Origin of the sequence: Nostoc sp. UHCC 0302 (assembly GCF_038096175.1) — a bacterium.
Lineage (GTDB): Bacteria > Cyanobacteriota > Cyanobacteriia > Cyanobacteriales > Nostocaceae > UHCC-0302.
This window is the reverse complement of the sequence record NZ_CP151099.1, coordinates 7,376,467-7,403,194: the sequence shown is the minus strand read 5'-3', so window position 1 is coordinate 7,403,194 and position 26,728 is coordinate 7,376,467. Positions and strand designations below refer to the sequence as shown.

The following is a 26,728-nucleotide window of genomic DNA, read 5'->3' as shown; positions in this document are numbered from 1 at the left end:
TATGAGAAAAGATGCTAAACATATCTTGAAACAAAGAAGTATGGCATTGTCGTAAGCATTAATATTTCGACTCAGACAAGAGTTGCTCTAGTACTAGTACTCCTGTCAAAATGCTTAACAAAATACACAAAGAGCGCGTAGATTATGGCTCAATTTTCTGAATCAGCAGACGTGCCAGATATGGGGCGTCGTCAATTCATGAATTTGCTCACTTTTGGGACTGTTACTGGAGTGGCTCTAGGTGCATTGTATCCCGTTGTCAAGTATTTTATTCCACCTGCTGCTGGTGGTGCTGGTGGTGGCACAACAGCAAAAGACGAACTAGGCAACAATGTTAGTGTCAGTAAATTTCTAGAAAACCGGAATGCAGGCGATCGCTCCCTAGTTCAAGGACTCAAGGGTGACCCTACCTATATTGTGGTAGATAGCAAAGAGGCGATCAAAGATTATGGTATTAACGCCATCTGCACGCACTTAGGTTGTGTCGTCCCCTGGAACGTTGCTGAGAACAAATTTAAATGTCCTTGTCATGGTTCTCAGTATGATGCAACTGGCAAGGTTGTGCGCGGCCCTGCACCACTTTCTCTGCCTTTGGCTCATGCCAAAGTAGACGACGACAAAATCGTCTTGACTCCTTGGACTGAAACCGACTTCCGCACAGGCGAACCAGCTTGGTGGGCTTAATTCTTTTGTCCTTGTGTCCGTAGTCATTAGTTCAGAACGAAGAACTAATGACTGATGACTGATGACTAATGACTAATAACCAATCCCTCAGAGAATCATAGTCCTTATAGAGATGAGAAATGCTTGTGCAACAGCGAGGTTAACTCGCAGTTTTAGAGTAATTGTAAAAACATTGCTCATAGCGATCGCAACTGTGACATTTTACTTCACCAGCGATTTAGCGCTTCCGCAAACAGCTGCTGCCTATCCTTTCTGGGCGCAGCAAACCTATCCCGAAACTCCCCGTGAACCGACTGGGCGGATTGTTTGTGCCAACTGCCACTTAGCAGCAAAACCAACAGAACTAGAAGTTCCTCAATCGGTGCTACCTGACACTGTATTTAAAGCTGTAGTGAAAATTCCTTACGATACCAGCGTGCAGCAAGTTGGTGCCGATGGTTCTAAAACGGGTTTGAACGTCGGGGCTGTGTTGATGCTACCTGAAGGCTTTAAGCTTGCGCCCGAAGACCGGATTCCTGAAGAACTTAAAGAAGAAGTTGGCGATACTTACTTCCAAACTTACAGTGAACAAAAAGACAACATCGTCATTGTTGGGCCACTACCTGGCGAACAGTATCAGGAAATAGTCTTTCCAGTTCTTTCGCCAAACCCCGCAACCGATAAAAATATCCACTTCGGGAAATATTCAGTTCACGCAGGTGGTAACCGAGGACGCGGACAAGTCTACCCCACTGGCGAAAAGAGCAACAACACAGTTTACAACGCTTCCGCTACTGGCACAATTTCCAAGATTGCCAAAGAGGAAGATGAAGATGGTAACGTCAAATATCAAGTAAACATCCAACCTGAATCTGGTGATGTTGTTGTTGATACGGTTCCTGCTGGGCCAGAATTGATTGTTGCCGAAGGACAAGCAGTCAAGGCTGGTGATGCTTTGACCAGTAATCCAAACGTTGGTGGATTCGGTCAACATGATACAGAAATTGTACTGCAAGACGCCGGCAGAGTTAAAGGTTTGATTGCCTTTATCGCTCTTGTGATGTTGGCTCAAGTTATGCTAGTGCTGAAGAAGAAGCAGGTTGAAAAAGTTCAAGCTGCTGAAATGAATTTCTAAATTCTTTGCTAAATCATTCTTTATAAGACAGGCAAAAAGCCTGTCTTTTTTATATATTGATGGTAATCGCCAAGTTATTTCTCAACAGCAAGGCGTAGAAGTACCCCCTAATATTTTTCATCAAATACTGAATTAAGGCAACTCTGATTTAAAATTCCTGGTGATTTCACAACCTCCCAGTCATGGCGATCGCGTTTTAGTTAGCTAGCTCTAGAAAACCAATTTAACTTAATAAAAATGTTCAACCAACTATATAAAAAATTAGGGTGAGTATTATTTACCCACCCTACTACTTTTGCTTATAAAGGACGATAGACGCGATAGTTAATATTGGGGAAGATATTGTCCATTAATTCAACTTTTTCCAGCCAACCGCTGTCAATTTTGTCGATTTTAACGTCTTCGTAGAGCTTGTTAAATCGCATCAGGTGCGATCGCGTCCGTCTAACAGCATAAGGAACCATTGTTCCCGTCCGCATAATAAAGGCCCAGTCAGAAGATTGTGCCAAGAGCAATTCCCGCGCTGCTTGGTTCAATGCTCGCCATCCCAATTCATCCTCTGGTTCTAGCTGCGAGATTTCAATCATCCGTTCAGCAGCTTTGTGCAAGTGGGGATAAATCCAGGCATTTGTCTCATTCAACCAATATTCGTGAAATCCCTTGTAACCCCAACTCGACTGTGAAGGACGGCATACTTGCTGCGTTGGTTCTGCCCGTAAATAATCTGCTAAATGAGTCATTGCATAAGTTCCTTGGTCATACCATGACTTACGGAATAGGTAATCAATAAACCAAGGCCCTTCATACCACCAATGTCCAAATAACTCTGCATCGTAGGGCGAAACGATAATCGGCGGGCGCTGCATTATGCCATAAAGGTGTTCTGATTGGCGTTCTCGATTATACATAAAGTTAGCAGCGTGTTCTGCTGCTTTTTCTCTAGCCCAGTAGGGATCATAGAGTGCTTTATCTGAAAGCCCTAAGCCACGCCCAGTAATTTTATGATACTTAATCCCTGTATTTTTACGCTGACCATTCGGCATGATGTAGGGCTTAATGTACTCATATTCTGCTTCCCAGCCCAAATCTTTGTAAAATTCCCGATACTCGGCTGCACCTGGATAGCCCACTTCAGAAGACCATACTTGTTGAGAAGATTCATGATCTCGACCAAAGGCAGCAACACCACTTTCCGTATAAATGGGGGCATAAGTGCCAAAACGAGGACGGGGACGGGCGTAAAGGATGCCATGCCCATCAGTCAGGAAGTAGCGTATCCCAGCATCTGCTAGCATCCGCTCTACACCTTCATAATATGCACATTCTGGTAACCAAATGCCTCTGGGTGCTTGTCCAAAGGTTTCCTCATAGTGTTCACAAGCTACCTGAATTTGCGCCCAGACAGCTTGCGGATACATCTTCATCAGTGGCAAATAGCCGTGAGTAGCGCCGCAAGTTATGATCTCCAAATTGTTACTATCTTGGAACTGCTTAAAAGCTGTCACCAAGTCACCGTTATAGCGTTCCCATAGCTGACGCGCTTCGTTGAATTCAGTAGCGTAATGTTCAGCTAAATAACGAATATGCCCATTATGGGTATTACGCTCTGCCTCCAGTTCTATAAGTTCTTCTAATTGGGTTAGGTGTGCGTCGTAACGTTCTTGCAACAAAGGATCGCGGAGCATTGACACTAAGGGAGGTGTCATGCTCATCGTGATTTTAAAGTCGATGCCGTCTCGCTTTAAGCCTTCAAATACTTTTAATAACGGAATATAAGTTTCAGTGATAGCTTCATAAAGCCATTCTTCCTCCAGCACGTAGTCACTTTCTGGGTGACGAACGAAGGGCAGGTGTGCATGGAGTACGAGCGCAACGTAGCCAATAGCCATAATGATTCTGGGGTGGTACTTGTAAGTTGAAGGTGGAGGATTTGGCAGAAATTAACAATATTTTAAGACTTTATGGGGATTGTAAGAGGAGTTTTCAATTGAGTTAAATATAGTGTGTGTGAACACAACAATGTTATGCCCATGCCCCTGTCTTGTTGTTAACTAGTTATAAAACCTGCTTATTTGCTTATTGTATAAGCCTGTATTGAAAATACTTACTCAGCTGTGGCCTATACTTGTGTGTACACGGTAGCTTCCCTTGGGCGAGGACAGTTCAAGAGCATTAGTAACAGATTAAGGTCATAAACAATTTTTGAACAAGTAATAATACTTAAAAGTGTTCATACTGCAAATCAGGGTAGAAAACATAATTTTAAAGCTAGCGATCCCAAAGGCAAGCCGCTTTTTGTTTACACGTCATATTTAAAAGCATCTTTGGACATCTGGTGAATTAATTATGCGTTGCCCGAAATTCTTGGTAGGTACAATTCATAAATTGTGCCTACGTCATTTTCACTCCTATATCTATTCATCCCTTGCTCGAAAGACTCAGTATAATCCTTAATTAGATACTTAAGGAAGTTGATATTTTTGTCATCATTACTATTGACAAAAATTGCTTTTTACGATTAAAACATAGGTGTCTCTTGAGAGATCACTCGCTAACGCTACGCAATCACAAAACTTAAATCCAAAAGTGATGAGATGATCTGGCAATAATAATTTCAAAAATTTTCAGCTTAAAAATATATTTATTACTTTTTTCACTTGACAACAAGGATATTACGTAAAAATTTTATTTGAGCTATTGACACTAGTTCTCAATGAGCTGTATTGTCTCAAAAGTGATAGTTAGGATTAACTCTCAAGAGTTACTAATTGAACCAATAAAGCTTTTGCGCTTAAGAATTATGCTCAAAGCACATTGTAATTGATGCATTAGTGTGTCAAATTTTGTGCTTTATGAAATTCGTCTTGCGAAAATATTGAGTTTTTTATCAAGAAATTGAATCTAAATAATGTCAATTACTTTGGCACTATTTACATCCATATCCTCAGAAGCTTGCTTGATGCTGAATGATCAGCGATCGCTCGCAGACTGGGGTCGGTTCTGTTGGAAGTTTAATACACCAAGATCCAAAATCTAAAATTCAATTCGAGTTTATCTATGCAAGAGTCCAAATTTCAATCACTAGAGTCAAAAAGCGTTTCCCCTGAGTTTCCTAGACAGCTAGATATTGCCACCGTCAGTGTCTATGGCTTGGCGATTCTCTCTGGGGGCTTGTTCTTGTTTTTGCCATTGGTCAATTTACTTCACCCCAGTCCGTGGCAGCGATCGCTAGGAACAATCCACAGTTTCAGTGCCGTACTAACCACAATAGTGGTGGCCTACACAGGACATCTGGCATTTCCCTTACTGCGGGGATCTAGCAAAGTGCTGCCCCAAATGCGAACCTTAACCTTTTGGTCTACCGTAATCACTACCCTTGGCGTCTTTACGGGTAATATCGCTTACACCCGTTACCGAGCAAACATTGCCTATGGTGGGGCGCGGGCTTGGCTGAAGGCGAACACGCCTCTAGTTCAATACATTTTCATGGAGTTCCACGAATTTAGCTGTCTGTTTACGCTGCCGCTGGGGGTCGCCTGTACCTGGATTTTATGGCACTACAGCGACTCTATTTTAGATAAGCAAAATCGTCCGGTACTGACAGCAACCTGTGTAGCTTTGATGGGCATGATGTTTTTTGCAATGGGAGGTTTGGTATCAGGGCTAGCGATCGCCAAAGTCCACGCCCTCTAGTTCAGTATCTTCTCCAGCCCAAACAGGGGCAATTTCAATTTATTTAGGAAAATCTATCATGCCAAAACCTCTGGTTCAACCCGTAGGGAGTAAGCCAATTTACACTCGCTTCTGGAACGAGTTTAAGCAGTTTCCCAAAGGACTTCATGCCGGTTCATCTGCTCCACCCACCGTTTCTGGCCCCGCTGCCGCTGCCCTAATTAGCGGCGGATTGGGAGCCGTTGCGATGATGGCAACTCACCACTTTGCCGAGCTTTCTAAATCAAACAATCAGATTGTGATTCAGATGGGTCGCTGGATTCCAGGGGCGATGAACCCTGACCCGATGTGGGGCAACCTAGAAAACTATGCGGGTAAGGAAATGATGTTTTTTATCGGTTGGTGGGTGAGTTGGGCATTGCTGCATCAGATATTGAAGCATCGGCAGGTAAAGCCGCGGACTTTATTAGTTTGTCTGTTTGGGTTGTTCACGCTGGCAACAGCTATGGCGTGGCATCCGTTGTTCCCTTGGCTGTCGTTGATGTAGGAGTGTTAATTGTGATGCAAAATTCAACTACCAGGATGCACCGATACATCTTGGGCTGGATAGGATTGATGGTTGCTTTTGGAGTGACAGTACCGATTGCTATACTGCGGGTAAGTGCTAATCCAGAGTTTGCCAATCAGCCCTTAAACTCGCAAACCTGTGATTCCCGCAACCCAGAAACCCGAACAGTTACATCTTGGATCAAGACTTGCAGCCAGATGAGCGCTGCACCGATCGCCCAAAAAGCTGATCCTCTGGTAAAGCCAGCGACAAAGTAAAGTCTTCTTTATTCTTCATCCCGATATAATTCCTGCAAGTCTTGTAACTGAGTCTTGCGGGAAATACGGCGATATTTTTTACTTTCTAACTTGGGTTCGTATTGACTCTGCCCTTTGCCTTTGCTTTTTAACTTCATTGTAGATTCGGGATCTGCTTGTTGGTGCAGATGAGTTTGATAGGCGATCGCATCGTCCAAAAATTCCAAATAATGTGGATAGCGTTCCCAATCTCCCCGCACAGCACACTCAGGCTCATCTCGGTGCAGACAATCGCTAAACCGACACTTAGCAACTGCTAAACGTTCTCTTGCTTCTGGAAAATAGTGTACTAATTCTTCTGGAGTACAATCCAGATCAGGTTGATTAAAGCCGGGAGTGTCTGCCAGTAAACCACCACTTGGCAATTCAAATAATTCTACATGGCGGGTGGTATGACGACCACGAGCTAGTTTGCCAGAAACTTCTCCCACTCGCAGGTTAGCATCGGGAATCAACCCATTGATCAGGCTAGATTTACCTACGCCAGAAGGCCCAGCAATTACAGTAATTTTATTACTCAGATAACCGACTACTTCCTCGGTATTTATATCATTTTTAACGCTAATAAATAGCGGTTTATAGCCCCAAGCGAGCAGGCGATCGCTAACTTGCTGCTGCACTTGTTGTGAAATTAAATCACTTTTATTCAAGCATAAAAGCACATCCAAGCCTGTAGACTCAGCTTTAACCAAAAATCGGCTCAATTGGTAAGGTTCTAGAGGCGGATCAGCTACAGCAAATACCAATAGAATTTGGTTAACATTCGCGATCGCTGGTCGATCCAATTGGCTGTGGCGGGGTAAAACATTAGCGATTGCCCCTTGTCCTTCAGTCCAATTTGGCTCTTCTACGACTACGCGATCGCCTACCATGACCTGTTGCCCGATTTTTTTCAGGCGTGTTCTTCTGGTACAAAGCAGAACAGGAGGCAGAGTCGCAGAGAGGCACAGAGGCAAAGGAGCATTTATTTCATTTTTCTCCTCCGCTCCCCTGCTTCCCTGCTCTCCATCCTCTTGATCCATCTGTACTCGGTAAAAATTAGCCTGCACGGCCAGCACCGTACCCAATAACTGTCCAGAAGCAGCAAAACTTTCCCCTTTCATTGGTCAGTAACGGGACGGCGTACTAACAGAGAAAAATAACTAGCGCAGTCTTGAATTTGTTCCACTTGATAACCTGCCATTATTAGGCTATCGGGAACCTGCTCAATTGGCTCTCCGGGGTCTAGCCAGACTTCTAGCAAAGCTCCTGGTTGCATCTTTTCCAGACATAGTTTTGTTCGCACAAAGTTAATTGGGCAAGGAGTACCGCGCAAATCCAGTTGAGCATCGGGAGTTGAAACAGAGGAGGGCTTCATCACTTAAACAGGTTTCCCAAGAATCCTTCAAGTCCGCCTTTACCAGTGCGGTCTCCCTTAATTTTAGCCAGCTTCTCCAATAGTTCTCTCTCCTCTGGCGTCACTTTGTTAGGAATATCAATTAATACCGTCAGCATATGATCACCGCGACTTACGGGATTTCCCAAGCGGGGTACGCCACGATTTTCCAGTTTCATTACCGTATTCGGCTGGGTTCCGGCAGGAATTATCAGTTCTACAGGCCCATCTACCGTCTCTACCTCCAACCGACAACCTAAAATAGCCTGCAAGTAACTAATTTTGATTTCCGAGAGAATATTAATGCCATCCCGTTGAAATTCCTCATCCTCATTTACGAACAAGTAAACGTACAAATCCCCAGGAGGGCCACTGCGTTGACCTGCATCTCCTTCTTGTGATATCCGCAAACGCGTGCCGTTATCCACCCCTGCTGGAATGGTAATTTTGAGTTTCTTCGTTACTTGATTTGCCCCTTTACCGTCGCACGCATCACATTTATCTTCAATTACCATTCCCGTCCCGTTACACGTGGGACAAGTCGATACTTGGGTGAAGCTACCAAAGGGCGTTCTGGTAACACGGCGTACTTGACCCGAGCCACTACAAGTAGAACAAGTGCGAGGTCGTGTTCCAGGTTTAGCACCAGAACCGCTACAGACTTCGCAATTTTCTAGATGCGAAATGCGAATTTCTTTTTCACCGCCAAATACTGCTTCCCGAAAGTCTAACTTCAGGTCTAGGCGTAAGTCATCACCCCGCACAGGCCCACTGCGCCGTCTTTGTTGCGTTGGGCCACCCACACCGCCGCCAGCAAAGCCGCTAAAAATGCTTTCAAAGATATCAGCAAAGCCACCCATGTCACCAATATCTTGGAAGCCTACACCAGCTGCACCTGAAACACCTTCTGGGCCAAAACGATCATAACGTGTGCGGGTTTCTGGTTCGGAGAGTACCTCATAAGCGCGGTTAATCTCTTTAAAGCGCTCCTCCGCACCCGGTTCCTTGTTCACATCTGGGTGATACTTCCGGGCTAAGCGGCGATAGGCTTGTTTGATTTCTTCTTTGTCGGCGTCACGAGAGACACCCAGAATTTCATAATAGTCGCGGGCCATATAGCAAAGGTAAAAGTTAGAAGGAAGAAAGCAGAGAGAACTCTATTGCGCGGTTTTTGCCGTAGTCGCCACAGACACTAGCTTTAAGGGGAAGCCCCCACAACACAGTGTCTAATTTAAGGCGACTTGTGGTAAAACATCAGGAGTTTGCTGAAGCAGAGAGAACTTTGAGCGCATCGTCTGCCGCCCACAAGTTCCTTAAGGTAGAAGGCAAAAGTTACTTTTTGTTAATAATTGATTTTACCTTTTACCTTTTACAAAAATCGCCAGTAAATCTGAAGCAATATGCTTTCCTCGTGGGAGACGACAAAAGCTACGGAAGGTTTGAGCAGAGGAAGCCTCTGTTCGGACTTCTCACTGCCTGAGGCTGTCTCTTTTACAATTGTGCTACGTAGGAGGAGAAAACTCCGCCCATTAACCAGAGGAGCTAGCCGCACTATCAGGTGTGGAAAACCCTCCAAATGCATTGGATCGCATCTGTAATGGAACGCCCTCTAGCCCACGGCGATTCGTTTCTACAATCTAGCAAACCTTTGGGGTATAAAACCAGCGACTGGGGATTGGGGGTTGGGGACTAGGGATTGGGGACACTTCTCTACGAGAGGCTGCCCCCTAAGCGTAGCTATGCCGCAGGCTTTACGACAGGCGGTAGTTGAGCGCACTTGTGCTGAACTTGTCCTGAGCCTGTCCTGAGCGTAGCTGAAGGGCGTAGCCGTTCGCGTAGCGTCCCGCAGGGAAGGGCGCAGCCGAAGTAGTCGAAACTCAGTGCATTGCTGGGGATTGGGAACTGGAGAGGAGTTCACTCAATGCCCTATGCCCCATGCCCAATCCTTAATCTATTGCCTCGTAATCTGCCTGTGCAGTATTTTCTTCGTCAAAATCAAAATTGAATTGTGGTATGAGTGTGCCGTTCATGGGTGAGTCTGGTTCCGAGGACAAGTAACTTCCTGAACCTTCTTCAACTTCATCATTTTGGCTATTAGCGCGGTTATAAACATCGGCACCAATGGCAAACAGAGTTTGTTGGAAGTCTTCTAAGCGCTGCTTAAACTCAATTGTGGAAATGCTAGAGTCTGTCATTGCAGCTTGGAGTTGTGAAACTTTTTCACTTGCTATGACTTTTATCTGTTCGCCGATGAGACTGCCATTATCCTTCAAAGTAGATTCGTAACTGAACAACAGATTATCTGCTTGGTTTTTAAGTTCAACCAGTTCTTTGCGTCTTCTGTCTTCTTCACCAAACAATTCGGCTTCTTGCCGCATCCGTTCGACTTCATTAGTACTTAAGCCACCTGTATTGGTAATCCTGATACTCTGCTCTCTACCTGTGCCTTTATCTTGAGCAGAAACTTTCAGGATGCCGTTAACATCGATTTCAAAAGATACTTCAATTTGAGGTACGCCACGGGGAGATGGAGGGATTCCTGCCAGCAAAAATTTGCCGAGACTCTTATTATCCCTTGCCATAGCCCGTTCACCTTGGAGAACGTGAACCTCTACCGAGGTTTGTCCATCAACTGCTGTAGAAAATATTTGTGACTTACTGGTGGGAATTGTGGTGTTGCGTTCAATAATTTTAGTGAACACTTCTCCTAAAGTTTCAATTCCCAAGGACAGGGGGGTGACATCCAACAGTAAGAGATTATCAATTTCCCCACCAAGCACACCAGCTTGGATAGCAGCTCCTAATGCTACAGCTTCATCAGGATTGACAGAGCGATCAGGAGCTTTGCCATTAAAAAACTTGATTAGAGCGTTTTGGACTGCGGGAATGCGAGTAGAACCACCCACCAAAATAATCCGCTCTATATTCTGTGGTTTGAGATCCGCGTCTTTGAGCGCTTGGATCATCGGTTCAATAGTACCTTCAATTAAACGGGCTGAAAGCTCTTCAAATTTAGCCCGGCTGAGTTCCATCTCCAGATGTTTAGGGCCTGTATTATCAGCGGTAATAAATGGCAAGTTGATAGAGGTATTCACCATACTGGAGAGTTCAATTTTTGCTTTTTCCGCTGCTTCGCGCAGGCGTTGCAGTGCCATTTTATCTGGGGAGAGGTCGATTTTTTCTTGTTCTAGAAAGCGTTCAATCATCCAGCGGACAACACAGTTATCAAAGTCGTCTCCACCCAAGTGGTTGTTGCCACAAGTCGCCTTAACTTCAAAAACTCCATCGCCAAGTTGAAGGATGGATACGTCAAAAGTACCGCCTCCCAAGTCGAATACTAAAATAAGCTGCTCTTGGTCTTGTTTTTCCAAGCCAAAAGCTAAGGCAGCAGCTGTTGGTTCGTTGATGATCCGTAGGACTTCTAGTCCGGCAATAGTGCCAGCATCTTTAGTGGCTTGCCTTTGGGCATCTGTAAAATACGCAGGTACGGTGATCACTGCTTGAGTTACAGTTTCACCCAAAAAGTTTTCTGCATCCTGTTTTAGCTTTTGCAGGATCATCGCGGAAAGTTCTTGGGGAGTGTAATTTTGTCCGCGAATTTGGACATCAACGGTATCGTCTCGACCTTTAACACATTTATAAGGTACGCGATCGCGTTCTACTTCAGTGTCTTCCCAACGACGACCGATGAATCTTTTTATACTGTATATTGTGTTTTCGGCATTGGTTACAGCTTGACGCTTTGCTAATTGTCCGACCAAGCGATCGCCACTCTTACCAAATCCCACAATACTAGGAGTCGTTCGTCCACCTTCAGAACTGGCAATTACAAGTGGTTGACCACCTTCTAAAACTGCGACGCAACTGTTAGTAGTGCCTAAGTCGATCCCAATAACTTTTCCCATACTTACCAGTATTATTCCTGAGTTCTTATGCTGTAATGTGTCGCGGACTATCTTTTTGCTACGAACCCAGGTTTAGCAGATAACCTCTGTTGGAGATGGGGAGTGGGGCTAGGGGAGGACACTTATGTGGGCGGGTTTCCCGGCTTTAGCAAAGTGTCCGTCGCTCCATTTGGGGTTGGGGGCTGTGGGAGAGGTAAGTAGACAATTATTCTCTTTTCCCTCATCCCTGCGAAGTTCTGAGCCGAGGCTTCCTCTCTTCTCCTGTCGGAGACGCTCCGCGAACTGCTCAGACTTCTCTCCTCATCATCCCAATGCCTCCGTAAAAATACTCGCCTTGCTAGAACCCAGGCACTTTTGGTCAGCGAGGCGAGCGGTACAGCTTAACTGTTGGCTGGACTCGACTGATCTTCCTCCACAGAAGGTGTATCTTCCTTTGGAGCAGCTACTTTGACCATTGCATGGCGCAACACGCGCTCACCCAAGTAATATCCGCGCACTAACTCTTCTAACACTGTTCCTTCAGGATGTTCATCCGTAGGTTCCCGCATTACTGCTTCATGGAGGTTGGGATCAAACTCTTGGCCTTCAGGACGCATTGGTGATACACCTAAGCGCTTCAGAGAATCCACTAATTGTTTGTAAACGCCTTGATAACTTTTGTGAATTGTCATCTCGCCATCAGTTTGCGGTTTGAGGTGCGATCGCGCCCGCTCAAAATTATCGACTACTGGTAGCAATTCCAGAATCGTGTTCCGCTTCATTTGCACTTCTAGCTCTTCTTTTTCTTTGCTAGTGCGTTTACGGTAATTCTCAAAATCAGCGGCAATCCGCATATATTGAGTACTACGCTCTTCTAACTGCGCTTTGAGGGACTCGATTTGTTGAGTCAATTCTGCTAAAGCTGCCGTTTGCGCTTCAGTCTTCTCACTTGCAGCGACGCCATTGTCTGGTGTAAGCGCCGTATCTCCAGATACATTGTTTGGGGCTGCCACTTGCTCAGTAACCTCGCTGCCAGGTTCGTTGTAATTAATTTGGGTTGGGGAGTCGCTCATAATTGCTTGCTTTACCTCTGTTGGTTCACCCAATTGCTGGCTTGTATTGTTGACCTGTTTATTTTCATCCATCATTATCTACTCATCCCAGATACTATTTACGGCAGTGTATCTCCACAGTTTGCGATCGTTGTTATTTACAACTGACAACTGAGGTTGATTTTGCTGCCGTCAAGTTTCTGGAGTGATGTCACCGTCCTCATTATTGTGACAAATGGTGAACGCATTAGCGTAGATGTGTCTGGGGTGGTAACCCGAATGAGTAGAGTAACTCTAAGAGTAAGTAGGTAGGTGCCAAAAAAGTCAGCTATGTTAAGATATGTAAAGACTGATAATGCATCTACAAGGTAGTTGGTGTATGGGTGCGCGTTTAAGGGTATTTCTGACTCCTGAGCAAGACCAAACTTTACTAAATCTGAGAAAACAGGATGTACCACAGAAAGTCAAAGACAGGGCGGAAATAATCAGGCTAAATGCACATGGTTGGTATGTAGAGAAGATAGCAGATCACTTTGATTGTCACAAAAAAACAGTCACAAAAGTTTTGCATCAATGGCAAAAACTGGGCACAGAAGGGCTTTGGGAATCTCCTGGGCGAGGGGGGAAACCAAAGTGGCTTGAGGATGACATGATATTTTTAGAAGAATGCCTCAGAAACGAGCCACGCACATACAATAGTTCTCAGTTAGCTTTGAAGTTGAAAACAGAACGCAACGTTGAGATGAGTGCCGACAGATTAAGACGGGTACTCAAAAAAAGGGGGTCGATTGGAAACGGACAAGGAAAAGCCATAAAGGAAAACAAGACCCAGTAGCACGAGCAAACAAGCAAGCAGACCTAGACATGTTGGAATTAGCTGCTGCCACTGGTGAAATAGACCTGAAATACCTAGACGAGTCAGGGTTCTGTATGTGGAGCGAACCTAGTTATACATATTACTTTAGAGGTGAGCAAAAACGGTTAGAACAGACTAAACGCCGTGGTCGCAGATTAAGTATTATCGGGCTTCTCCAACCTTTAATCAGTTTTGTTTACGGTTTAGTTATCGGTGGTGTTGACCGTAAATCTTATATAGAAATGATGGAGAAAGAAGCCAAACAAGCCCAAGAAACTGGACGTATCAGCGTGATTGTGCAAGATAACGGGCCAATACATCGCTGCCAAGAAGTTCAACAATTGTGGAAAAAATGGGAAAGTCAGGGTTTGTACATCTTTTTTCTCCCGAAATATTGCTCAGAAATGAATCCAATTGAATTGGAATGGCAACATCTCAAGAAAGATGAGTTATCCGGGCAAGCATTTGATGATGAGCTAGATCTCGCTTACGCCGTCATCAATGGTGTTCAAGCTAGAGGAAAAAAAAACAATCACAACACACATCGTGTAAAATTTAGCTCTAGATTATCAACTTAAGATTTTGTTACATAGTAGAAAATTTCGGTGCCTACCTACTTAAGTATTTTGGAAGAGTAGCGCTCAGTCTCATTCGCCCCTTATTCATAGCCAGGGGTGAATTTTTAACGAATTACTACTTAAAATTTAACTATTTCTCAATTAGTATTATTCCTTCAAAAGAACTGTGTTCTGAATAGAGTAACCTAACCTGAGTTCGGGTTAAGCAGATTGAGGTAAAAGCCATTCCATTTGAAGGCTGGGTTTGTTAGGTTGATGGCAATAAGCGATTAATCCGCACAGAACGTTAACGCAGAAATTAACGGGGCTTCGGTGTCTAGAATGTTCGATTTGAGAAATATTCTTAAGTTGATCGTTAATAGTCTCAATAATGGAGCGTTTACGGGATAAGAGCTTATCATGGAGATGCATCAAATAGTTTTTCATGTTGCGACGGGGTTTGGCAAAAAATTTAATGTCGAACTCTTGCAAAAGTTGAGAAGCCAGTTTTTGAGAGACATATCCGCGATACCTTCGGTGAGCTTCGCTAACGCCAAATATTTTGCCAAACAGATCACTGAGGAAATCGGGAACTGGTTGACGGTCATCAATATTACCAGGAGTAAGAACCACATTTAAGAGTTGACCAAGTTCATTGACGACTTTTATGTTGCTTAAACCCGAAAAACCAATCCACAGAAGTCTTTCCACGAACTGCTAAACCTTCAAAAACCTTATGCCGAGAAATCCGACGATTATGGCAGACCTTCAGACATGTTGAATCGATAAAACCGATACCCGTACACCGTCCAAAACAATGCTTCAGGTAAACGCACAAAGGTATCAAGGTTGATGGTATCCATTCAATGAATCGTTGATAACTCGGCAGTCCCGGAAAAGCACAACTCCATTGCTGTTTGACATGATTCAAATAAAAATGCTTGAAATTCCGGTAGTGATTTTGATGAAATGCAATCAGTATCGTCATTATTTCACTCAAACACAGACTTCTAGCCCGAATCCGTCTTATTCCTCGATGTACCAACAGCTTTTTGTGCCATTGGCTTTCAAACGCCTTACAAAAATCATCTACATGGCAGAACAAAAATTCTAAACTAAACATAGGACAGGTGCTGGATTTGACGTTATTTTCAGCTTACTACCTGTCCCTTTCCTTATCCCGAACTCAGGTTAACCTACGAATCAAGCCGAAAATTGTATGAGAATGCTTAGACAGGTTTACTGTTGTAGGTAACTGGCGTTACAAATACGCTTCATTTTGTAAAGTGAGAAGTCAGTGTGGCGGCTTTTGCCAGGACGCATGCTAGCTACTCATAGAACCTGTGCTGTTACACTTCCAAAAATCAAGACTCAACCAAAAGTTTGAGATGATCAGCACATAGAACTTTTTTCGTAAATGAGAATTCTGTCTTTCGGCTGGGAATACTTGAATCAGAGGTTTCCCTAATCATTGCTCATTTATGACTTCCTCGTCACCACAACGGCGCAGTACCGCTTTAACTACCAGAACAGAGTTTTCGCCTTTCGGCAACAAGCTAGTGCAATCCGGCTATATCAATAGCGAACAGATGAGGCAAGCACTAATTGAAAGCCGCAAATCTGGCATACCGTTAACAGAAGTATTAGAGTCAATTACTGGGCAACAACTATCACCTGAGTTGCTCAGGCAATACAAGAAACAGCAGCTATTTGAACTTAAAATACTATACGGAGTTGAATTCCTTGATCCGGAAGTCAACCAAGTTGGCAACACGATGGTGGGGAACCTAATTGAAACCCTGATCCCAGTGGATATTTGTCGTCGCCATCGGTTAGTACCACTGTCGAAACAAGAGGATCAAAAACCGCCCTCAGTTTTAGTGGCGATGGTCGCTCCGGATAATCTAGAGGCTTCTGATGAACTCAATCGCATCTTGCGTCCGCAAGGGTTAGCATTGCAGCGCATGGTGATTACGCAGGAGGATTACCAGCAGCTAATTAACCAATACTTAGATGAACTGGCTGTTCGCCAAAAGCACCTAGAACAAGAAAAGTTTACAGATATTAATCAGGATTTAGAAAATCTCGGAAATCTAGATATTTCAGATGCTCCTGAAGAAATGGAGGCTGATCTAGGGGCAGCGATGAAGGGTGCGGAGGATGCCCCAGTCATCAACCTAGTCAACAGAATCCTAGCTAAAGCCTTGCATGAGAAGGTTTCTGATATTCATATCGAACCGCAAGAAGAAAACTTACGCATTCGCTTTCGGAAAGATGGGGTACTGCGTGAAGCTTTTGATCCCTTACCGAAAAAAATCATCCCGGCAGTAACAGCCCGATTTAAAATTATTTCTAATTTAGATATTGCCGAAAGACGTTTACCTCAAGATGGACGCATTCGGCGGATGTTTGAGGGACGTAAAGTGGACTTCCGTGTGAACACCTTGCCCAGTCGCTACGGGGAAAAGGTGGTGCTGCGGATTTTGGATAACTCCTCTACCCAACTGGGATTGAATAAGTTAATTACCGATCCGGAGACTTTGCATATTGTCCAAGATATGGTTAGCCGTCCCTTTGGTCTAATTTTGGTAACTGGGCCAACTGGTTCTGGAAAAACAACTTCGCTGTATTCTGCACTCTCAGAAAAGAACGATCCCGGAATTAATATCAGTACCGTAGAAGACCCAATTGAGTACAGTCTTCCAGGGATTACTCAAGTACAGGTGATTCGGGAAAAAGGGCTGGATTTTGCTACCGCCCTGCGGGCTTTCTTGCGGCAAGATCCAGATGTGCTGCTGGTGGGTGAAACACGGGACAAGGAAACGGCAAAAACAGCAATTGAGGCTGCCTTGACCGGTCACTTAGTATTAACTACCTTACATACCAATGATGCCCCAGGTGCGATCGCTCGTTTGGGTGAAATGGGGATTGAGCCTTTCATGGTTTCTAGTTCCCTAATTGGCGTTTTAGCTCAACGTTTGGTGCGGCGTGTATGTTCTGAATGTCGTGTCCCCTACACGCCCACAATCGAGGAACTAGCTCGTTATGGTCTATCAGCTTCCTCTGATGTGGGAATTACCTTCTATAAAGCTAACACCTTGACATTAGATGCGATCGCAGAAGCCAAAAGTAAAAATCAGCTTTGCCCAGCGTGTAATGGTGTCGGCTACAAAGGACGTTGTGGCGTTTATGAAGTCATGCGAGTCACTGAAAATCTGCAAACTCTCATCAACGAGGAAGCACCCACGGAACGCATCAAAGAAGTGGCAGTAGAAGAGGGGATGAAAACCTTGCTGGCTTACAGTTTGGACTTAGTGCGCCAAGGTGCTACCACCCTAGAAGAAGTAGAACGCGTGACCTTTACTGATACTGGTTTGGAAGCCGAGTTAAAAGCCAAACGTAAGACTGGCCTTACCTGCCGGACTTGCGATGCCACATTGAAACCGGAATGGCTGGATTGCCCCTACTGTATGACATCCCGGTTTCAAGACTAATCCCTCTTTTATCACTTTCGGGAGAGAATAATCTGGAATGCTTACAGCATAAGACTTTTACTAAAAAACCATGATTTCAGCCATTGTGTTAGAAAATAAACACTCAAATGCCTGTTCTATCTACAGTTCAAAATTTGGCTTTGATTTTTCTTTTCCCAGAGTAACAAAAGAGGGCTAATAGTCATTGGTCACTTGTACTGAGCGTATCGCTAAAGCGAAAGCTTCGCTAACGCCTCCGGTCTCGCACAGAAGTCGTAAAGCCTGCGGCATAGCTACGCTTAGGGCGCAGCCTCTCGTAGAGAAGTATTGGTCATTGGCCGATAGTTAGTAACTTTGAGCAAATGACAACTGACAAAGGACAAATAAAACATTAAAAGGAAGCAGAACTATGGAAATGATGATTGAAGACCTGATGGAGCAATTGATTGAAATGGGTGGCTCGGATATGCATTTATCCGCAGGTTTGCCTCCTTACTTCCGCATCAGTGGCAAACTCACCCCTATAGGTGAGCATGTACTAACGGCAGATCAGTGTCAAAGACTGATTTTTAGTATGCTCAACAATACTCAGCGTAAAACCTTGGAACAGACTTGGGAGTTAGATTGTTCCTACGGTGTTAAAGGTTTAGCTCGCTTCCGGGTGAATGTTTATAAAGAGCGTGGTGCATACGCTGCTTGCTTACGGGCATTAAGTTCTAAGATTCCTAACTTTGAAAAATTAGGTCTGCCAGATGTAGTGCGAGAAATGTCGGATAAGCCTAGAGGACTAATTCTGGTAACAGGCCCTACAGGTTCCGGAAAGACAACTACTTTAGCGGCAATGATTGACTTGATTAACCGCACCAAAGCAGAGCACATTTTAACGGTGGAAGACCCGATTGAATTTGTTTATGAACCAATTAAAAGCTTAGTTCACCAACGACAACTGGGTGAAGATACTAAGAGCTTTGCCAATGCTTTGAAAGCAGCTTTGCGGGAAGACCCAGATATTGTTCTGGTGGGAGAAATGCGCGATTTAGAAACGATTTCTTTGGCAATTTCGGCTGCGGAAACAGGACACTTGGTATTTGGTACGCTACACACAAGTTCCGCTGCACAGACAGTTGACCGGATTATCGACGTTTTCCCCCATGAAAGACAAACCCAAGTGCGGGTGCAGTTATCTAACTCATTAGTAGCGGTATTTAGCCAGACTTTGATACCTAAGAAAAACCCCAAACCCGGTGAGTATGGTCGGGTGATGGCTCAAGAAATTCTGATTGTCACTCCTGCTATTTCTAACTTGATTCGAGAAGGCAAAACATCTCAAATTTACTCAGCTATTCAGACTGGTGGCAAATTGGGGATGCAAACTCTGGAGAAGGTTTTAGCTGATTACTACAAAGCAGGAACAATCTCCTTTGAAGCGGCGATGTCTAAAACTTCTAAGCCAGATGAAATCCAGCGCCTTATCGGTGCTACTGCACCACCAGCAGGTGCAAAACCTGGCGCAGCTGCTAGAGCGCATTAAAGGAACTAGGGAGATAAAAGGCTTTTGACTTTGGAATATTGACTTAATTCCCAATTTTGAATTTTGAATTGATTTATGCCTACCTACGTTGCCCGTGTTCGAGACTCACAAGGAAAATCTAGAACAGAAAAACTTGTTGCTGAATCTTTGGCGCAAGCCCGTACTAATCTTAGAGATAAAGGTTTTGTAGTTCAAGAACTCAAACAATCCCAAGGTTTTCAGCCAAGCTTGGAGTTAAAAAAATTTCAGAATTCTCTCGTTAAGGTTTCTGTTAAAGACAAAGCAGTTTTTTCCCGTCAATTTGCCGTTTTGATGAATGCGGGTGTTGCGATCGTTAGAAGTCTGGGGGTACTTTCTGAACAGTGTAGTAATCCTAAACTGAAACAAGCTCTTGTGGACATTAGCAACGATGTCCAAACCGGAATGAATCTTTCAGAGTCAATGCGGAAGCATCCTGATTGCTTTGATGGGTTATATGTCAGTATGATTCAAGCTGGCGAAGTTGGTGGTGTTCTAGACGAAGTATTGAATCGCTTAGCCAAGTTGTTAGAAGATGTTGCCCGCTTACAAAACCAAATTAAATCTGCATTGTCTTATCCAGTAGTCGTTGGTTTTATCGCAGTTGCTATCTTTCTCGGCATGACCATTTTTCTGATTCCGGTTTTTGCGAAGATTTTTACAGAAATTGGAACTGAATTACCACCTTTAACGCAATTCTTGATGGATGCTAGTCAATTTTTGAGAAGTCCGAAGGTTTTCGTACTTATCGCTGTTCTTGTAGGATTGAAAATTGCCTATACACAATACGGTAAAACTCCTGTTGGTCGCATAACAATTGATCGGCTTTCTCTCAAGATGCCATTATTTGGTGACTTGATTCAAAAATCTTCGGTTGCCCGTTTTAGCCGTACTTTTGGGTCTTTGACTCGTTCAGGCGTGCCAATCTTAACTTGCTTAGAAATTGTCCGAGATACATCAGGAAATCAAGTGATTGCTAATGCCATAGATGCAGCCCGTATGGAGATTCAACAAGGAGGTATGATTAGCATTGCTTTACAAAAAGATAGTGTTTTTCCGGCTATGGCAATTCAGATGATTAGTATCGGAGAAGAAACTGGAGAATTAGATGCAATGTTGATGAAAGTTGCCGATTTCTATGAGGATGAAGTTGAACAAGCAGTAAAAGCAATGACCAGTATTTTGGAACCGGTGATGATTGTGGTTCTAGGGGGAATGGTTGGAACCATTTTGCTAGCAATGTATTTGCCTATGTTTAAAGTATTCGAAAAGCTAGGCTAGATAATTAAGAGACGCGATTATACTCTTACGAAAAGCTGCTCTTCGAGCGTCTACGCGTCTATACAGGAGTTAGGAGTTAGGAATTGAAACTCTTTAGTCCTAATTTATAACTCCTAATTAATTGTTTTTATTCTTAACTTTTCACTGCTAACTCTTAACTAATTTAATTAGCTATGCCTGTGCAAAAATCTCACTACGAAGCGAGCTTGGCAGAGTACACTAATCATCTGGCTGCGATCGCCTTACTGAAGCAACACAGACCATATTTAGAGTTAATTCCTAGTTTGCGCCGTCCAGATGAAAGTATCATCACCATACCCTTGCCAATTGTTCGTCTTCGCAACATCGCAAGTTCGGCTCCACAGACGACTTGTTTACCCTGTGATGTAGCATTTTTGATGTGCGATCCAGAGTGGAAAGTCAAAACTGGAGAAGAAATTTTAGTTTTTATTCATCGTCCCCATGAAGATTTTTCTGACTTATTGGGACGCTGGCGACAAACACAAGTTTGGCTAGATAAAGACTATGAGTGGTTGATGCCTCCCCGCCACAACCACATTTTGAGCGAGGGAGCGAATACTATATACCCCTTGTTTGTCGTTTTTGCCGAAACATCAGAACGTATCAAGCGGGGCCTCGTGGGAGCAGAACTTCCATTTGTCTTGGAAACACCTCAATGGTTAGTTGAGGAAAATCCTATAGACTATTGCTCTTCAGAACTTCCACCAACTTAGACCAAGGAAAATTAAAATTAAAAATGCAAGAGAAATTCTTCTTTTGCATTTTTAATTTTTCATTCTTAATTCACAAATCTCGGCATAATTTCGGCAGCAGTGAATATACCGTAAATACCGCGTTGGTGGAGTTGTACACCAGCTTTTAAATAACCAAAGGCAGGGCCGCAAACGTTAGCTGCCATGCTGGTTTCATCTCCAAGGGTGAAGGTATGGGTGGAAATTTTACCTTCAAACGTGCGTCCTGTTACTTTAACGTTGGTGCTGAGAGGCTTTTTAGGATTGCGAGTATCGACTACGCCGCCAACAGTAACGCGATCGCGACTTACTATCCCTGCAACTTCTAACATTACATCATCGGCGTGTTCCATATTTTCTAAGGTCAATACGCCATTAGTCTTATCTAATAATGCTTCTACTTCGGCATCTGTCATTGCTCTAGCAGCTTCCACTGTGTAACCAGGCATATGACCAATATCTTCCCTAACAGTGGCACGGTAAGCTTCCCAGTTAGCAATTCCTACCCCAAAGGTAATGTCTACTTTGTGAATTTCAGCATAGCTTTGGGCTGCTAAAGCTGCTGCTGCGGTTAACAGTCCAGGTGTAGCCCCACATCCTGTCATGTAGGTAATTCCTGCTGCTTGCAGTTCTTCTTTCATCGCCAATAGCTGTTCTACAGCACTAGTGCGCTTGATAGCATCTACGAGTACGCCATGCCAACCAGATTCGATAAACTGCTGGGCTACAGAGGGAATAAAGTTGTTGGGTAGGTTGGGTAAAGCCAGGAAATACCCATCTACAGGTTGTGTGCTTTCAATTAAATCTTGGATACTAGGATTTGTTAATGTACCCACTGGTTCTAAATAACCTACTGAACCTTGGGATTGGTAAGTTGCAATGCATTCTTGAATATTTAAACCTTCAGCAGCGTAAGCGTAGCCTTTTTGATCTGCCACTGCGACTAAAATCATTTCCCGTTTAGCAGCAAGTAGCTTGGCGGCTGCTTGTCCTAGTCCGCCGAAACCCAGTACTCCCACGCGGATTGCTGGCGGGACATTATTAGAACTTTTGAGTTGTTCTGCATTCATAGTCAATTTGTTGAGTTGAATTAAAAGCTTTTAGCGTTCACCATCTTAGTTTCTGGTTTGTGGCTAATGGACTAAAAGCTATAGAGGTTAATTATGATTCATTATCCTGGGTTCTTTGGCTTTGAGATGCGTTTTTTTACAAGAAAGCGATCGCGCTCTCTAATTTGGCAACGAAATATCTTGCTTCAGTGGAATGCTTAAGCGTAATCTGCTGTAGAGGCGTCGCCAAGTTATGATGAGGTACATTTGCAGTTAGTTATTAATTTGCTCTTACAATGCTAAGAACATTCAGGGCTTGGTTGAAGGGAAGTCGTCTAGAGTGGATTGATCAAGTACCTGAATTTGGAGAGCAACTGATCCAAGTCCAAGTTACTGTCCTAGAAAAGGAACCAGTTTTAGATAACAAGATTCGTGGACGGAGAATGGCTCAAGTATTAGAAAATCTTGCTGCAAGTCAAGCGATGACTGATGTTGATCCAGTTGTGTGGCAGCAAGAAACCTGTAAAGACCGTTCACTTCCGGGACGATAAAACGTGCTACTCGATAGCAATATTATTATCTATTCTGCTCAACCAAAACACGTCAAACTAAGAGAATTAATTGCTGAGTATGTACCTGCGGTATCTGCACTCAGTTACCTAGAAGTGTTAGGCTACCATTCACTTACAGAGCAACAACGTCAGTATTTTGAGGAATTCTTTCAAGTTGCTCAGGTTCTACCAATATCTCAAGATGTATTAAACCAAGCAGTAATTCTGAGACAAAAGAAACGAATGACTTTAGGTGATGCAATTATTGCCGGAACTGCTTTAGTGTATGGACTCACCTTGATAACAAGAAATGCAGATGATTTCCGTTGGATTACTCAACTTAGAATGCTGCACTTGGCGATTTTCGTCAATCGTAAATACAATGTAATTACTAAACTTTTTAAAGTGATCTAAACATGGGCGCAGCTATTAGAACCCGAATTGTTAAAATTGGCAATTCTCAAGGTGTTCGTATTCCAAAACCGCTATTACAGCAAAGTGGTATTCATACAGAGGTTGAAATTGAAGTTCATGCTAATCACCTAATTGTTCGCGCAGCACCACAATTACGAGTTGGCTGGGATGAAGCTTTTGCTGCAATGGCAGAACAACATGATGATATTCTGCTAGATGACTTAAGCACAACAGACTGGGATCAGGTCAAATGGGAATGGTAGTCAAGCGTTTTGATGTTTTCCTAGTTAATCTCGCTCCCACTATTGGCAGTGAAATTGAAAAAACGCGCCCTTGTGTAATAATTTCGCCAGACGAGATGAACTGCCATATTGCTATCCTAATTATTGCTCCAATGACTACAAAGGGACAAGCATATCCCACACGCGTAGCTTGTCAGTTTCAAGGCAAAGATGGGCAGATTGTGCTTGACCAAATTCGTACAGTGGATAAGGCTCGATTGGTCAAACATATGGGTAAAATTAGTTCCGACGAGCAAAGAGCAGTTCTCGATACCTTGGCTGATATGTTTGCCGAGTGAACTATTTAACACCTCAGTGCAGTAAACCAAAAATAAGTATAAGCTGGCTAGCGATCGCTTAATATTACTTGTTGAAGATAGTCTTCAGGTGCTTTTTGCGTTACGAACTTTATGCCACACCAAAAATTTTCACGTTATGACCTGTTAGCTGTCTTTTACTTAAATTTTGAGTGAAAAGCTTTTTATCTCACCAAACCCGTAATTTTCAGTGCTTTAGTTACTTGTGGGTGCAAAGTACAGTACCAAACATCATTAAAATTCCAATCAACTACAAAAGCAGTAGGAAATGGAGACCCATCAGCGTGTTTGGGTAATGACCAATGCAATTGTTCTGCAAGCATATAACCTATTCTTGCGTATTGAAGGTTAACAGCACGGTAGTTTGCGTAACCGGCTGCTTTAGCTAGTTCAGGTGTCGTGGTAGAGCCATTTTTATAGTGACTCTTCAACATAGCTTGGTTTTTTTTGGTTAGGCTCTCTTTGATAGCTGTGAACGCTTTTATATATTCCTCAGCGGAAGGAAGAGATAAATTACTAATTGAATCAGGAGTATCAAGCATCTCCTCAACATCATCTAGGGCAGCGACAATCAACTCACTACAGAAAGCACTTTTCGATAAACCCATAAGTTCAACGAACTTTTCAAGGCGAAGGTTGTCGGTTTCTGACAATGTAATGGAGAACCTCACAGATTCTTGCTGACGTTGCAGAATCTCATACACTGCTTTTTGCACCTTATTTTGACCCACAAGTTGAACCAATATTTGAACCAAAACTAGCCTATTCTTTGTATGGTCGTCAAGAAGAGGGCTGGTTCGAGTGTGATATTGGTTTCAGTTATTCAAGAGGTATAAGGCAGCTAGGCGATCACATATAGACGTATACCTTAAAGGCGATCACAAACTCCAACATCTTACTAATCGAATTAAATTATGCTCTATCCACTCTACATATCTACCTTTCGGTAATACTTGTAAAGAATAGAATAAACCTAACGATAGTAATAAAGTTTTTCAATAAACTTTATATTTTTGTAAAGCAAATCATTGAAAATACTAGTCAAATACTTGTTTTTAGGACTTTTATCAGTTACCCTGCAAGCTCAATTATCACCTTGACTAATTAATGAGGTTAAGAGAAACTAACTAATGACAGACGTATACACTTATAATATCAATAAGTTTTGTAAAGATTCTGAGATATATATTTTGAAAGATGGAACATTAGTTAACAAATGGCAAGTTTGTATCTAAGTAAGAATGTTCCGATGGCTATATTTATAGCCTTCTGCTAAAGCAGTACAATTCAAGTGTACTATCGTGGTTGGCAAAGAGCATGGAGACATTAGAATTCATAATTTATCCAGACGGTCGGGTACAAGAAAAAGTCACTGGTATTGTGGGTGCTTCTTGCGCTGAGGTTACAGCAGCAATAGAAGCACAGCTGGGACAAGTATTTACTCATGAGCCAACCTCAGAATTTTTCGCCGCGAAGGTTCAGCAATCTAGTGTGGCGAACACCCAATCTACTTATAGCGATTGGTAAGTTTTCACAATAATTGTCATTAATTCATAACCACCATGTCACACTTTAGCCAAATTAAGACTCAAATCCGTAACCTTGATTCTTTGAAAGATGCTCTGACTGAATTGGGCATAGATTGGAAACCAGGCCCACAAGAAGTACGCGGCTATCGCGGTCAAACCCATCCTGCGGAAGTGACTATTGAGCAGGAAAATGGCTATGACATCGGCTTTAGATGGAATGGCAAGGAATACGAATTGGTGGCTGACTTGCAATATTGGCAGCAAAATTTATCTGTAGATGGGTTTTTGCGCCAAGTAACACAGCGCTATGCTTACCAAACAGTTGTGAAAGAAACAGCTCGTGTTGGCTTTCAAGTTGCAGAACAGCAAAAAAATGAAGATGGTTCGATTCGCCTAGTAGTACAGCGCTGGAGTGCGTAATGGCTGATTTTCTGCCGTCGCCGGAACAAGAAGACAACCGCTCCGGTTTAGAACCAGAATTAGGGGGTTTCTTACGGGATGCCCCAGAACGCTCTGGTTTAGAACCGGAATTGGGCGGGGTGTTGCGTCAAACGGGTGTTTATGTTGATGAAATCACCTGTATTGGTTGTAAACACTGCGCTCATGTTGCGCGTAACACCTTTTATATTGAAGCAGATTATGGGCGATCGCGTGTGATTCGCCAAGATGGGGACGCGGAGGAAGTAATCCAAGAGGCAATTGACACTTGTCCGGTTGATTGCATTCACTGGGTTGATTACACTGAACTGAAAAAATTAGAAGAAGAGCGCAAATTTCAGGTAATTCCTGTGGTGGGTTATCCGGTAGAACAGGCAGTTATTGCTAGCGAACGGCGGCGTAAAAAGCGAAATTTAAAGACTAAAAAATCCCGTTATTAAGACGAAAAAATTAAATAATTAAAAATTAAATAATTATATAAAAGGACTGGTAATACCAGTCCTTTTATTTTTTGTTATATGATTAACTTTTGATGAGGGAATGATTCTAATTTTGAATTTTCCGTAGGTACTATCTTTATTTTAAATTAAGAGAATCATGTTGTGAGAGTAATTTTTCTACTTTTGCCTCGTCAATTCTCGCAGCCAATCTTCTAGTTTCGTGCAAGTCTCTGCTAGTTTTTGCCAAAGTAAAAGTTGAGCCAACAGAGAAAGCTAAGCCCATACCCATAAAACCTTTTACCCAGCTATCTACAGGCAAATTTACAATACCAAAGGTAGTCATAGAAATAGAAAGTACAAAAGCCGCCCATGTTTGAATAACCCAAGCGGCGCTGTCTTTTTGAGGGCCAACTGATTGCATATTCTTTACCTTTTATGTTCCTTTATTTAACTGCGATCGTATTGATTGGTACATTCAACCGCAACAACAGTACTACCAGTTTGGTAACTGGACTCACAAAGGCAAGCTTAAAAGCACATAAAGCAAATAAGAACTGGTACAAACTATGTACCAGTTTGACAAATGGCATTAAACA

At 43.2% G+C, this 26,728-nt stretch carries 28 protein-coding genes and 1 pseudogene; 18 read left to right on the top strand and 11 right to left on the bottom strand.

The features are described 5' to 3' along the window. Positions 1-144: 144 nt before the first annotated feature. A complete protein-coding gene (locus WKK05_RS32035) occupies positions 145-684 on the top strand; it encodes a cytochrome b6-f complex iron-sulfur subunit (protein ID WP_341527022.1) in 540 nt (179 codons plus the stop codon). 112 nt (positions 685-796) lie between these two features. Continuing rightward, the gene (petA, locus tag WKK05_RS32030) at positions 797-1,798 is read left to right on the top strand and encodes an apocytochrome f (RefSeq protein WP_341527021.1); all 1,002 of its coding nucleotides are present in this window, start codon (positions 797-799) and stop codon (positions 1,796-1,798) included. 299 nt (positions 1,799-2,097) lie between these two features. On the opposite strand, the gene WKK05_RS32025 is transcribed toward petA, so the two are convergent. Then, positions 2,098-3,687: a glycoside hydrolase family 57 protein gene (locus WKK05_RS32025; protein ID WP_341527020.1), complete on the bottom strand. Its 1,590-nt coding sequence runs from the start codon at positions 3,685-3,687 to the stop codon at positions 2,098-2,100. A 1,019-nt stretch (positions 3,688-4,706) separates the two neighbouring features. Here WKK05_RS32025 and WKK05_RS32020 point away from each other — a divergent pair. Genes WKK05_RS32020 through WKK05_RS32005 form a run of 4 tightly spaced genes read left to right on the top strand, consistent with a single transcriptional unit; the run spans position 4,707 to position 6,295 of the window. After that, the gene (locus tag WKK05_RS32020; protein ID WP_341527019.1) at positions 4,707-4,835 is read left to right on the top strand and encodes a hypothetical protein; all 129 of its coding nucleotides are present in this window, start codon (positions 4,707-4,709) and stop codon (positions 4,833-4,835) included. A gap of 20 nt (positions 4,836-4,855) precedes the next feature. Continuing rightward, positions 4,856-5,491: a hypothetical protein gene (locus WKK05_RS32015; protein ID WP_341527018.1), complete on the top strand. Its 636-nt coding sequence runs from the start codon at positions 4,856-4,858 to the stop codon at positions 5,489-5,491. Positions 5,492-5,549: 58 nt separating this feature from the next. Continuing rightward, entirely contained in the window at positions 5,550-6,017 is a 468-nt protein-coding gene (locus WKK05_RS32010; RefSeq protein ID WP_341527017.1) for a hypothetical protein, read from the top strand. After that, on the top strand, positions 5,981-6,295 hold the full coding sequence (locus WKK05_RS32005) for a hypothetical protein (protein WP_341531295.1): 315 nt from the start codon (positions 5,981-5,983) through the stop codon (positions 6,293-6,295). The genes WKK05_RS32010 and WKK05_RS32005 overlap by 37 nt, the downstream gene beginning before the upstream one ends. 8 nt (positions 6,296-6,303) lie before the next feature. Here WKK05_RS32005 and rsgA read toward each other — a convergent pair whose 3' ends face one another. The 5 genes from rsgA to grpE form a co-directional block, all read right to left on the bottom strand. Further along, positions 6,304-7,437, bottom strand: coding sequence for a small ribosomal subunit biogenesis GTPase RsgA (gene rsgA / locus WKK05_RS32000; protein WP_341527016.1), 1,134 nt, complete (start codon positions 7,435-7,437; stop codon positions 6,304-6,306). Continuing rightward, entirely contained in the window at positions 7,434-7,691 is a 258-nt protein-coding gene (locus WKK05_RS31995) for a sulfurtransferase TusA family protein (protein WP_341527015.1), read from the bottom strand. Before WKK05_RS31995 ends, rsgA begins: the two co-directional genes overlap by 4 nt. Then, entirely contained in the window at positions 7,691-8,824 is a 1,134-nt protein-coding gene (dnaJ, locus tag WKK05_RS31990; RefSeq protein WP_341527014.1) for a molecular chaperone DnaJ, read from the bottom strand. The genes WKK05_RS31995 and dnaJ overlap by 1 nt, the downstream gene beginning before the upstream one ends. Before the next feature lie 831 nt (positions 8,825-9,655). Further along, positions 9,656-11,614, bottom strand: coding sequence for a molecular chaperone DnaK (gene dnaK, locus WKK05_RS31985; RefSeq protein WP_341527013.1), 1,959 nt, complete (start codon positions 11,612-11,614; stop codon positions 9,656-9,658). Between the two features lie 380 nt (positions 11,615-11,994). Continuing rightward, positions 11,995-12,741, bottom strand: coding sequence for a nucleotide exchange factor GrpE (grpE, locus tag WKK05_RS31980; protein WP_341527012.1), 747 nt, complete (start codon positions 12,739-12,741; stop codon positions 11,995-11,997). A gap of 283 nt (positions 12,742-13,024) precedes the next feature. Here grpE and WKK05_RS31975 point away from each other — a divergent pair. After that, positions 13,025-14,079, top strand: a protein-coding gene (locus WKK05_RS31975) for an IS630 family transposase (protein ID WP_341525019.1) whose coding sequence is annotated in 2 segments (ribosomal slippage) — positions 13,025-13,417 and positions 13,420-14,079 — 1,053 coding nt in all. Because the reading frame shifts where the segments join, the coding sequence is not laid out codon by codon here. A gap of 201 nt (positions 14,080-14,280) precedes the next feature. Here WKK05_RS31975 and WKK05_RS31970 read toward each other — a convergent pair. Beyond that, positions 14,281-15,181: pseudogene (locus tag WKK05_RS31970) on the bottom strand (IS982 family transposase). A 358-nt stretch (positions 15,182-15,539) separates the two neighbouring features. On the opposite strand from WKK05_RS31970, the gene WKK05_RS31965 reads away from it, so the two are divergent. From WKK05_RS31965 to WKK05_RS31950, 4 genes are all read left to right on the top strand, one after another. Next, positions 15,540-17,552: an ATPase, T2SS/T4P/T4SS family gene (locus tag WKK05_RS31965; RefSeq protein WP_341527011.1), complete on the top strand. Its 2,013-nt coding sequence runs from the start codon at positions 15,540-15,542 to the stop codon at positions 17,550-17,552. A 388-nt stretch (positions 17,553-17,940) separates the two neighbouring features. Then, entirely contained in the window at positions 17,941-19,062 is a 1,122-nt protein-coding gene (locus WKK05_RS31960; RefSeq protein ID WP_341527010.1) for a type IV pilus twitching motility protein PilT, read from the top strand. 75 nt (positions 19,063-19,137) lie between these two features. Then, positions 19,138-20,361, top strand: coding sequence for a type II secretion system F family protein (locus WKK05_RS31955; protein ID WP_341527009.1), 1,224 nt, complete (start codon positions 19,138-19,140; stop codon positions 20,359-20,361). 173 nt (positions 20,362-20,534) lie between these two features. After that, positions 20,535-21,095: a hypothetical protein gene (locus WKK05_RS31950; RefSeq protein WP_341527008.1), complete on the top strand. Its 561-nt coding sequence runs from the start codon at positions 20,535-20,537 to the stop codon at positions 21,093-21,095. A gap of 65 nt (positions 21,096-21,160) precedes the next feature. Here WKK05_RS31950 and WKK05_RS31945 read toward each other — a convergent pair whose 3' ends face one another. Beyond that, entirely contained in the window at positions 21,161-22,183 is a 1,023-nt protein-coding gene (locus tag WKK05_RS31945; RefSeq protein ID WP_341527007.1) for a saccharopine dehydrogenase-like oxidoreductase, read from the bottom strand. Positions 22,184-22,458: 275 nt separating this feature from the next. Here WKK05_RS31945 and WKK05_RS31940 point away from each other — a divergent pair, with 275 nt between their 5' ends. From WKK05_RS31940 to WKK05_RS31925, 4 genes are read left to right on the top strand one after another with little or no spacing between them, the layout of a single operon-like run. Further along, positions 22,459-22,713: a hypothetical protein gene (locus tag WKK05_RS31940; RefSeq protein ID WP_341527006.1), complete on the top strand. Its 255-nt coding sequence runs from the start codon at positions 22,459-22,461 to the stop codon at positions 22,711-22,713. A 3-nt stretch (positions 22,714-22,716) separates the two neighbouring features. Next, entirely contained in the window at positions 22,717-23,127 is a 411-nt protein-coding gene (locus WKK05_RS31935; protein WP_341527005.1) for a type II toxin-antitoxin system VapC family toxin, read from the top strand. Positions 23,128-23,129: 2 nt separating this feature from the next. After that, the gene (locus tag WKK05_RS31930) at positions 23,130-23,390 is read left to right on the top strand and encodes an AbrB/MazE/SpoVT family DNA-binding domain-containing protein (protein ID WP_341527004.1); all 261 of its coding nucleotides are present in this window, start codon (positions 23,130-23,132) and stop codon (positions 23,388-23,390) included. Continuing rightward, positions 23,384-23,707 carry a type II toxin-antitoxin system PemK/MazF family toxin gene (locus tag WKK05_RS31925; protein ID WP_341527003.1) on the top strand — a complete coding sequence of 108 codons (324 nt, stop codon included), beginning with the start codon at positions 23,384-23,386 and terminating at the stop codon, positions 23,705-23,707. The genes WKK05_RS31930 and WKK05_RS31925 overlap by 7 nt, the downstream gene beginning before the upstream one ends. A gap of 182 nt (positions 23,708-23,889) precedes the next feature. Here the strand turns inward: WKK05_RS31925 and WKK05_RS31920 are convergent, their stop codons facing one another. Next, a complete protein-coding gene (locus tag WKK05_RS31920; protein WP_341527002.1) occupies positions 23,890-24,456 on the bottom strand; it encodes a hypothetical protein in 567 nt (188 codons plus the stop codon). A gap of 586 nt (positions 24,457-25,042) precedes the next feature. On the opposite strand from WKK05_RS31920, the gene WKK05_RS31915 reads away from it, so the two are divergent. From WKK05_RS31915 to WKK05_RS31905, 3 genes are read left to right on the top strand one after another with little or no spacing between them, the layout of a single operon-like run. Continuing rightward, positions 25,043-25,252: a DUF2997 domain-containing protein gene (locus WKK05_RS31915; RefSeq protein ID WP_341527001.1), complete on the top strand. Its 210-nt coding sequence runs from the start codon at positions 25,043-25,045 to the stop codon at positions 25,250-25,252. 35 nt (positions 25,253-25,287) lie between these two features. Further along, positions 25,288-25,674, top strand: coding sequence for a DUF1257 domain-containing protein (locus WKK05_RS31910; RefSeq protein WP_341527000.1), 387 nt, complete (start codon positions 25,288-25,290; stop codon positions 25,672-25,674). After that, a complete protein-coding gene (locus tag WKK05_RS31905; protein WP_341526999.1) occupies positions 25,674-26,132 on the top strand; it encodes a ferredoxin in 459 nt (152 codons plus the stop codon). The genes WKK05_RS31910 and WKK05_RS31905 overlap by 1 nt, the downstream gene beginning before the upstream one ends. Positions 26,133-26,268: 136 nt before the next feature. Here the strand turns inward: WKK05_RS31905 and WKK05_RS31900 are convergent, their stop codons facing one another. Further along, positions 26,269-26,553: a YiaA/YiaB family inner membrane protein gene (locus WKK05_RS31900; RefSeq protein WP_341526998.1), complete on the bottom strand. Its 285-nt coding sequence runs from the start codon at positions 26,551-26,553 to the stop codon at positions 26,269-26,271. 22 nt (positions 26,554-26,575) lie between these two features. Next, entirely contained in the window at positions 26,576-26,722 is a 147-nt protein-coding gene (locus WKK05_RS31895) for a hypothetical protein (RefSeq protein WP_341526997.1), read from the bottom strand. Positions 26,723-26,728 lie beyond the last annotated feature (6 nt).

What these genes read in the sequence shown, in the direction of transcription:
- WKK05_RS32035 (WP_341527022.1), top strand. Translation starts at nt 145, where the DNA reads ATGGCTCAATTTTCTGAATCAGCAGACGTGCCAGATATGGGGCGTCGT.
- petA (WP_341527021.1), top strand. Translation starts at nt 797, where the DNA reads ATGAGAAATGCTTGTGCAACAGCGAGGTTAACTCGCAGTTTTAGAGTA.
- WKK05_RS32025 (WP_341527020.1), bottom strand. Translation starts at nt 3,687, where the DNA reads ATGGCTATTGGCTACGTTGCGCTCGTACTCCATGCACACCTGCCCTTC.
- WKK05_RS32020 (WP_341527019.1), top strand. Translation starts at nt 4,707, where the DNA reads ATGTCAATTACTTTGGCACTATTTACATCCATATCCTCAGAAGCTTGC.
- WKK05_RS32015 (WP_341527018.1), top strand. Translation starts at nt 4,856, where the DNA reads ATGCAAGAGTCCAAATTTCAATCACTAGAGTCAAAAAGCGTTTCCCCT.
- WKK05_RS32010 (WP_341527017.1), top strand. Translation starts at nt 5,550, where the DNA reads ATGCCAAAACCTCTGGTTCAACCCGTAGGGAGTAAGCCAATTTACACT.
- rsgA (WP_341527016.1), bottom strand. Translation starts at nt 7,437, where the DNA reads ATGAAAGGGGAAAGTTTTGCTGCTTCTGGACAGTTATTGGGTACGGTG.
- WKK05_RS31995 (WP_341527015.1), bottom strand. Translation starts at nt 7,691, where the DNA reads ATGAAGCCCTCCTCTGTTTCAACTCCCGATGCTCAACTGGATTTGCGC.
- dnaJ (WP_341527014.1), bottom strand. Translation starts at nt 8,824, where the DNA reads ATGGCCCGCGACTATTATGAAATTCTGGGTGTCTCTCGTGACGCCGAC.
- dnaK (WP_341527013.1), bottom strand. Translation starts at nt 11,614, where the DNA reads ATGGGAAAAGTTATTGGGATCGACTTAGGCACTACTAACAGTTGCGTC.
- grpE (WP_341527012.1), bottom strand. Translation starts at nt 12,741, where the DNA reads ATGATGGATGAAAATAAACAGGTCAACAATACAAGCCAGCAATTGGGT.
- WKK05_RS31965 (WP_341527011.1), top strand. Translation starts at nt 15,540, where the DNA reads ATGACTTCCTCGTCACCACAACGGCGCAGTACCGCTTTAACTACCAGA.
- WKK05_RS31960 (WP_341527010.1), top strand. Translation starts at nt 17,941, where the DNA reads ATGGAAATGATGATTGAAGACCTGATGGAGCAATTGATTGAAATGGGT.
- WKK05_RS31955 (WP_341527009.1), top strand. Translation starts at nt 19,138, where the DNA reads ATGCCTACCTACGTTGCCCGTGTTCGAGACTCACAAGGAAAATCTAGA.
- WKK05_RS31950 (WP_341527008.1), top strand. Translation starts at nt 20,535, where the DNA reads ATGCCTGTGCAAAAATCTCACTACGAAGCGAGCTTGGCAGAGTACACT.
- WKK05_RS31945 (WP_341527007.1), bottom strand. Translation starts at nt 22,183, where the DNA reads ATGAATGCAGAACAACTCAAAAGTTCTAATAATGTCCCGCCAGCAATC.
- WKK05_RS31940 (WP_341527006.1), top strand. Translation starts at nt 22,459, where the DNA reads ATGCTAAGAACATTCAGGGCTTGGTTGAAGGGAAGTCGTCTAGAGTGG.
- WKK05_RS31930 (WP_341527004.1), top strand. Translation starts at nt 23,130, where the DNA reads ATGGGCGCAGCTATTAGAACCCGAATTGTTAAAATTGGCAATTCTCAA.
- WKK05_RS31925 (WP_341527003.1), top strand. Translation starts at nt 23,384, where the DNA reads ATGGTAGTCAAGCGTTTTGATGTTTTCCTAGTTAATCTCGCTCCCACT.
- WKK05_RS31915 (WP_341527001.1), top strand. Translation starts at nt 25,043, where the DNA reads ATGGAGACATTAGAATTCATAATTTATCCAGACGGTCGGGTACAAGAA.
- WKK05_RS31910 (WP_341527000.1), top strand. Translation starts at nt 25,288, where the DNA reads ATGTCACACTTTAGCCAAATTAAGACTCAAATCCGTAACCTTGATTCT.
- WKK05_RS31905 (WP_341526999.1), top strand. Translation starts at nt 25,674, where the DNA reads ATGGCTGATTTTCTGCCGTCGCCGGAACAAGAAGACAACCGCTCCGGT.
- WKK05_RS31900 (WP_341526998.1), bottom strand. Translation starts at nt 26,553, where the DNA reads ATGCAATCAGTTGGCCCTCAAAAAGACAGCGCCGCTTGGGTTATTCAA.
- WKK05_RS31895 (WP_341526997.1), bottom strand. Translation starts at nt 26,722, where the DNA reads ATGCCATTTGTCAAACTGGTACATAGTTTGTACCAGTTCTTATTTGCT.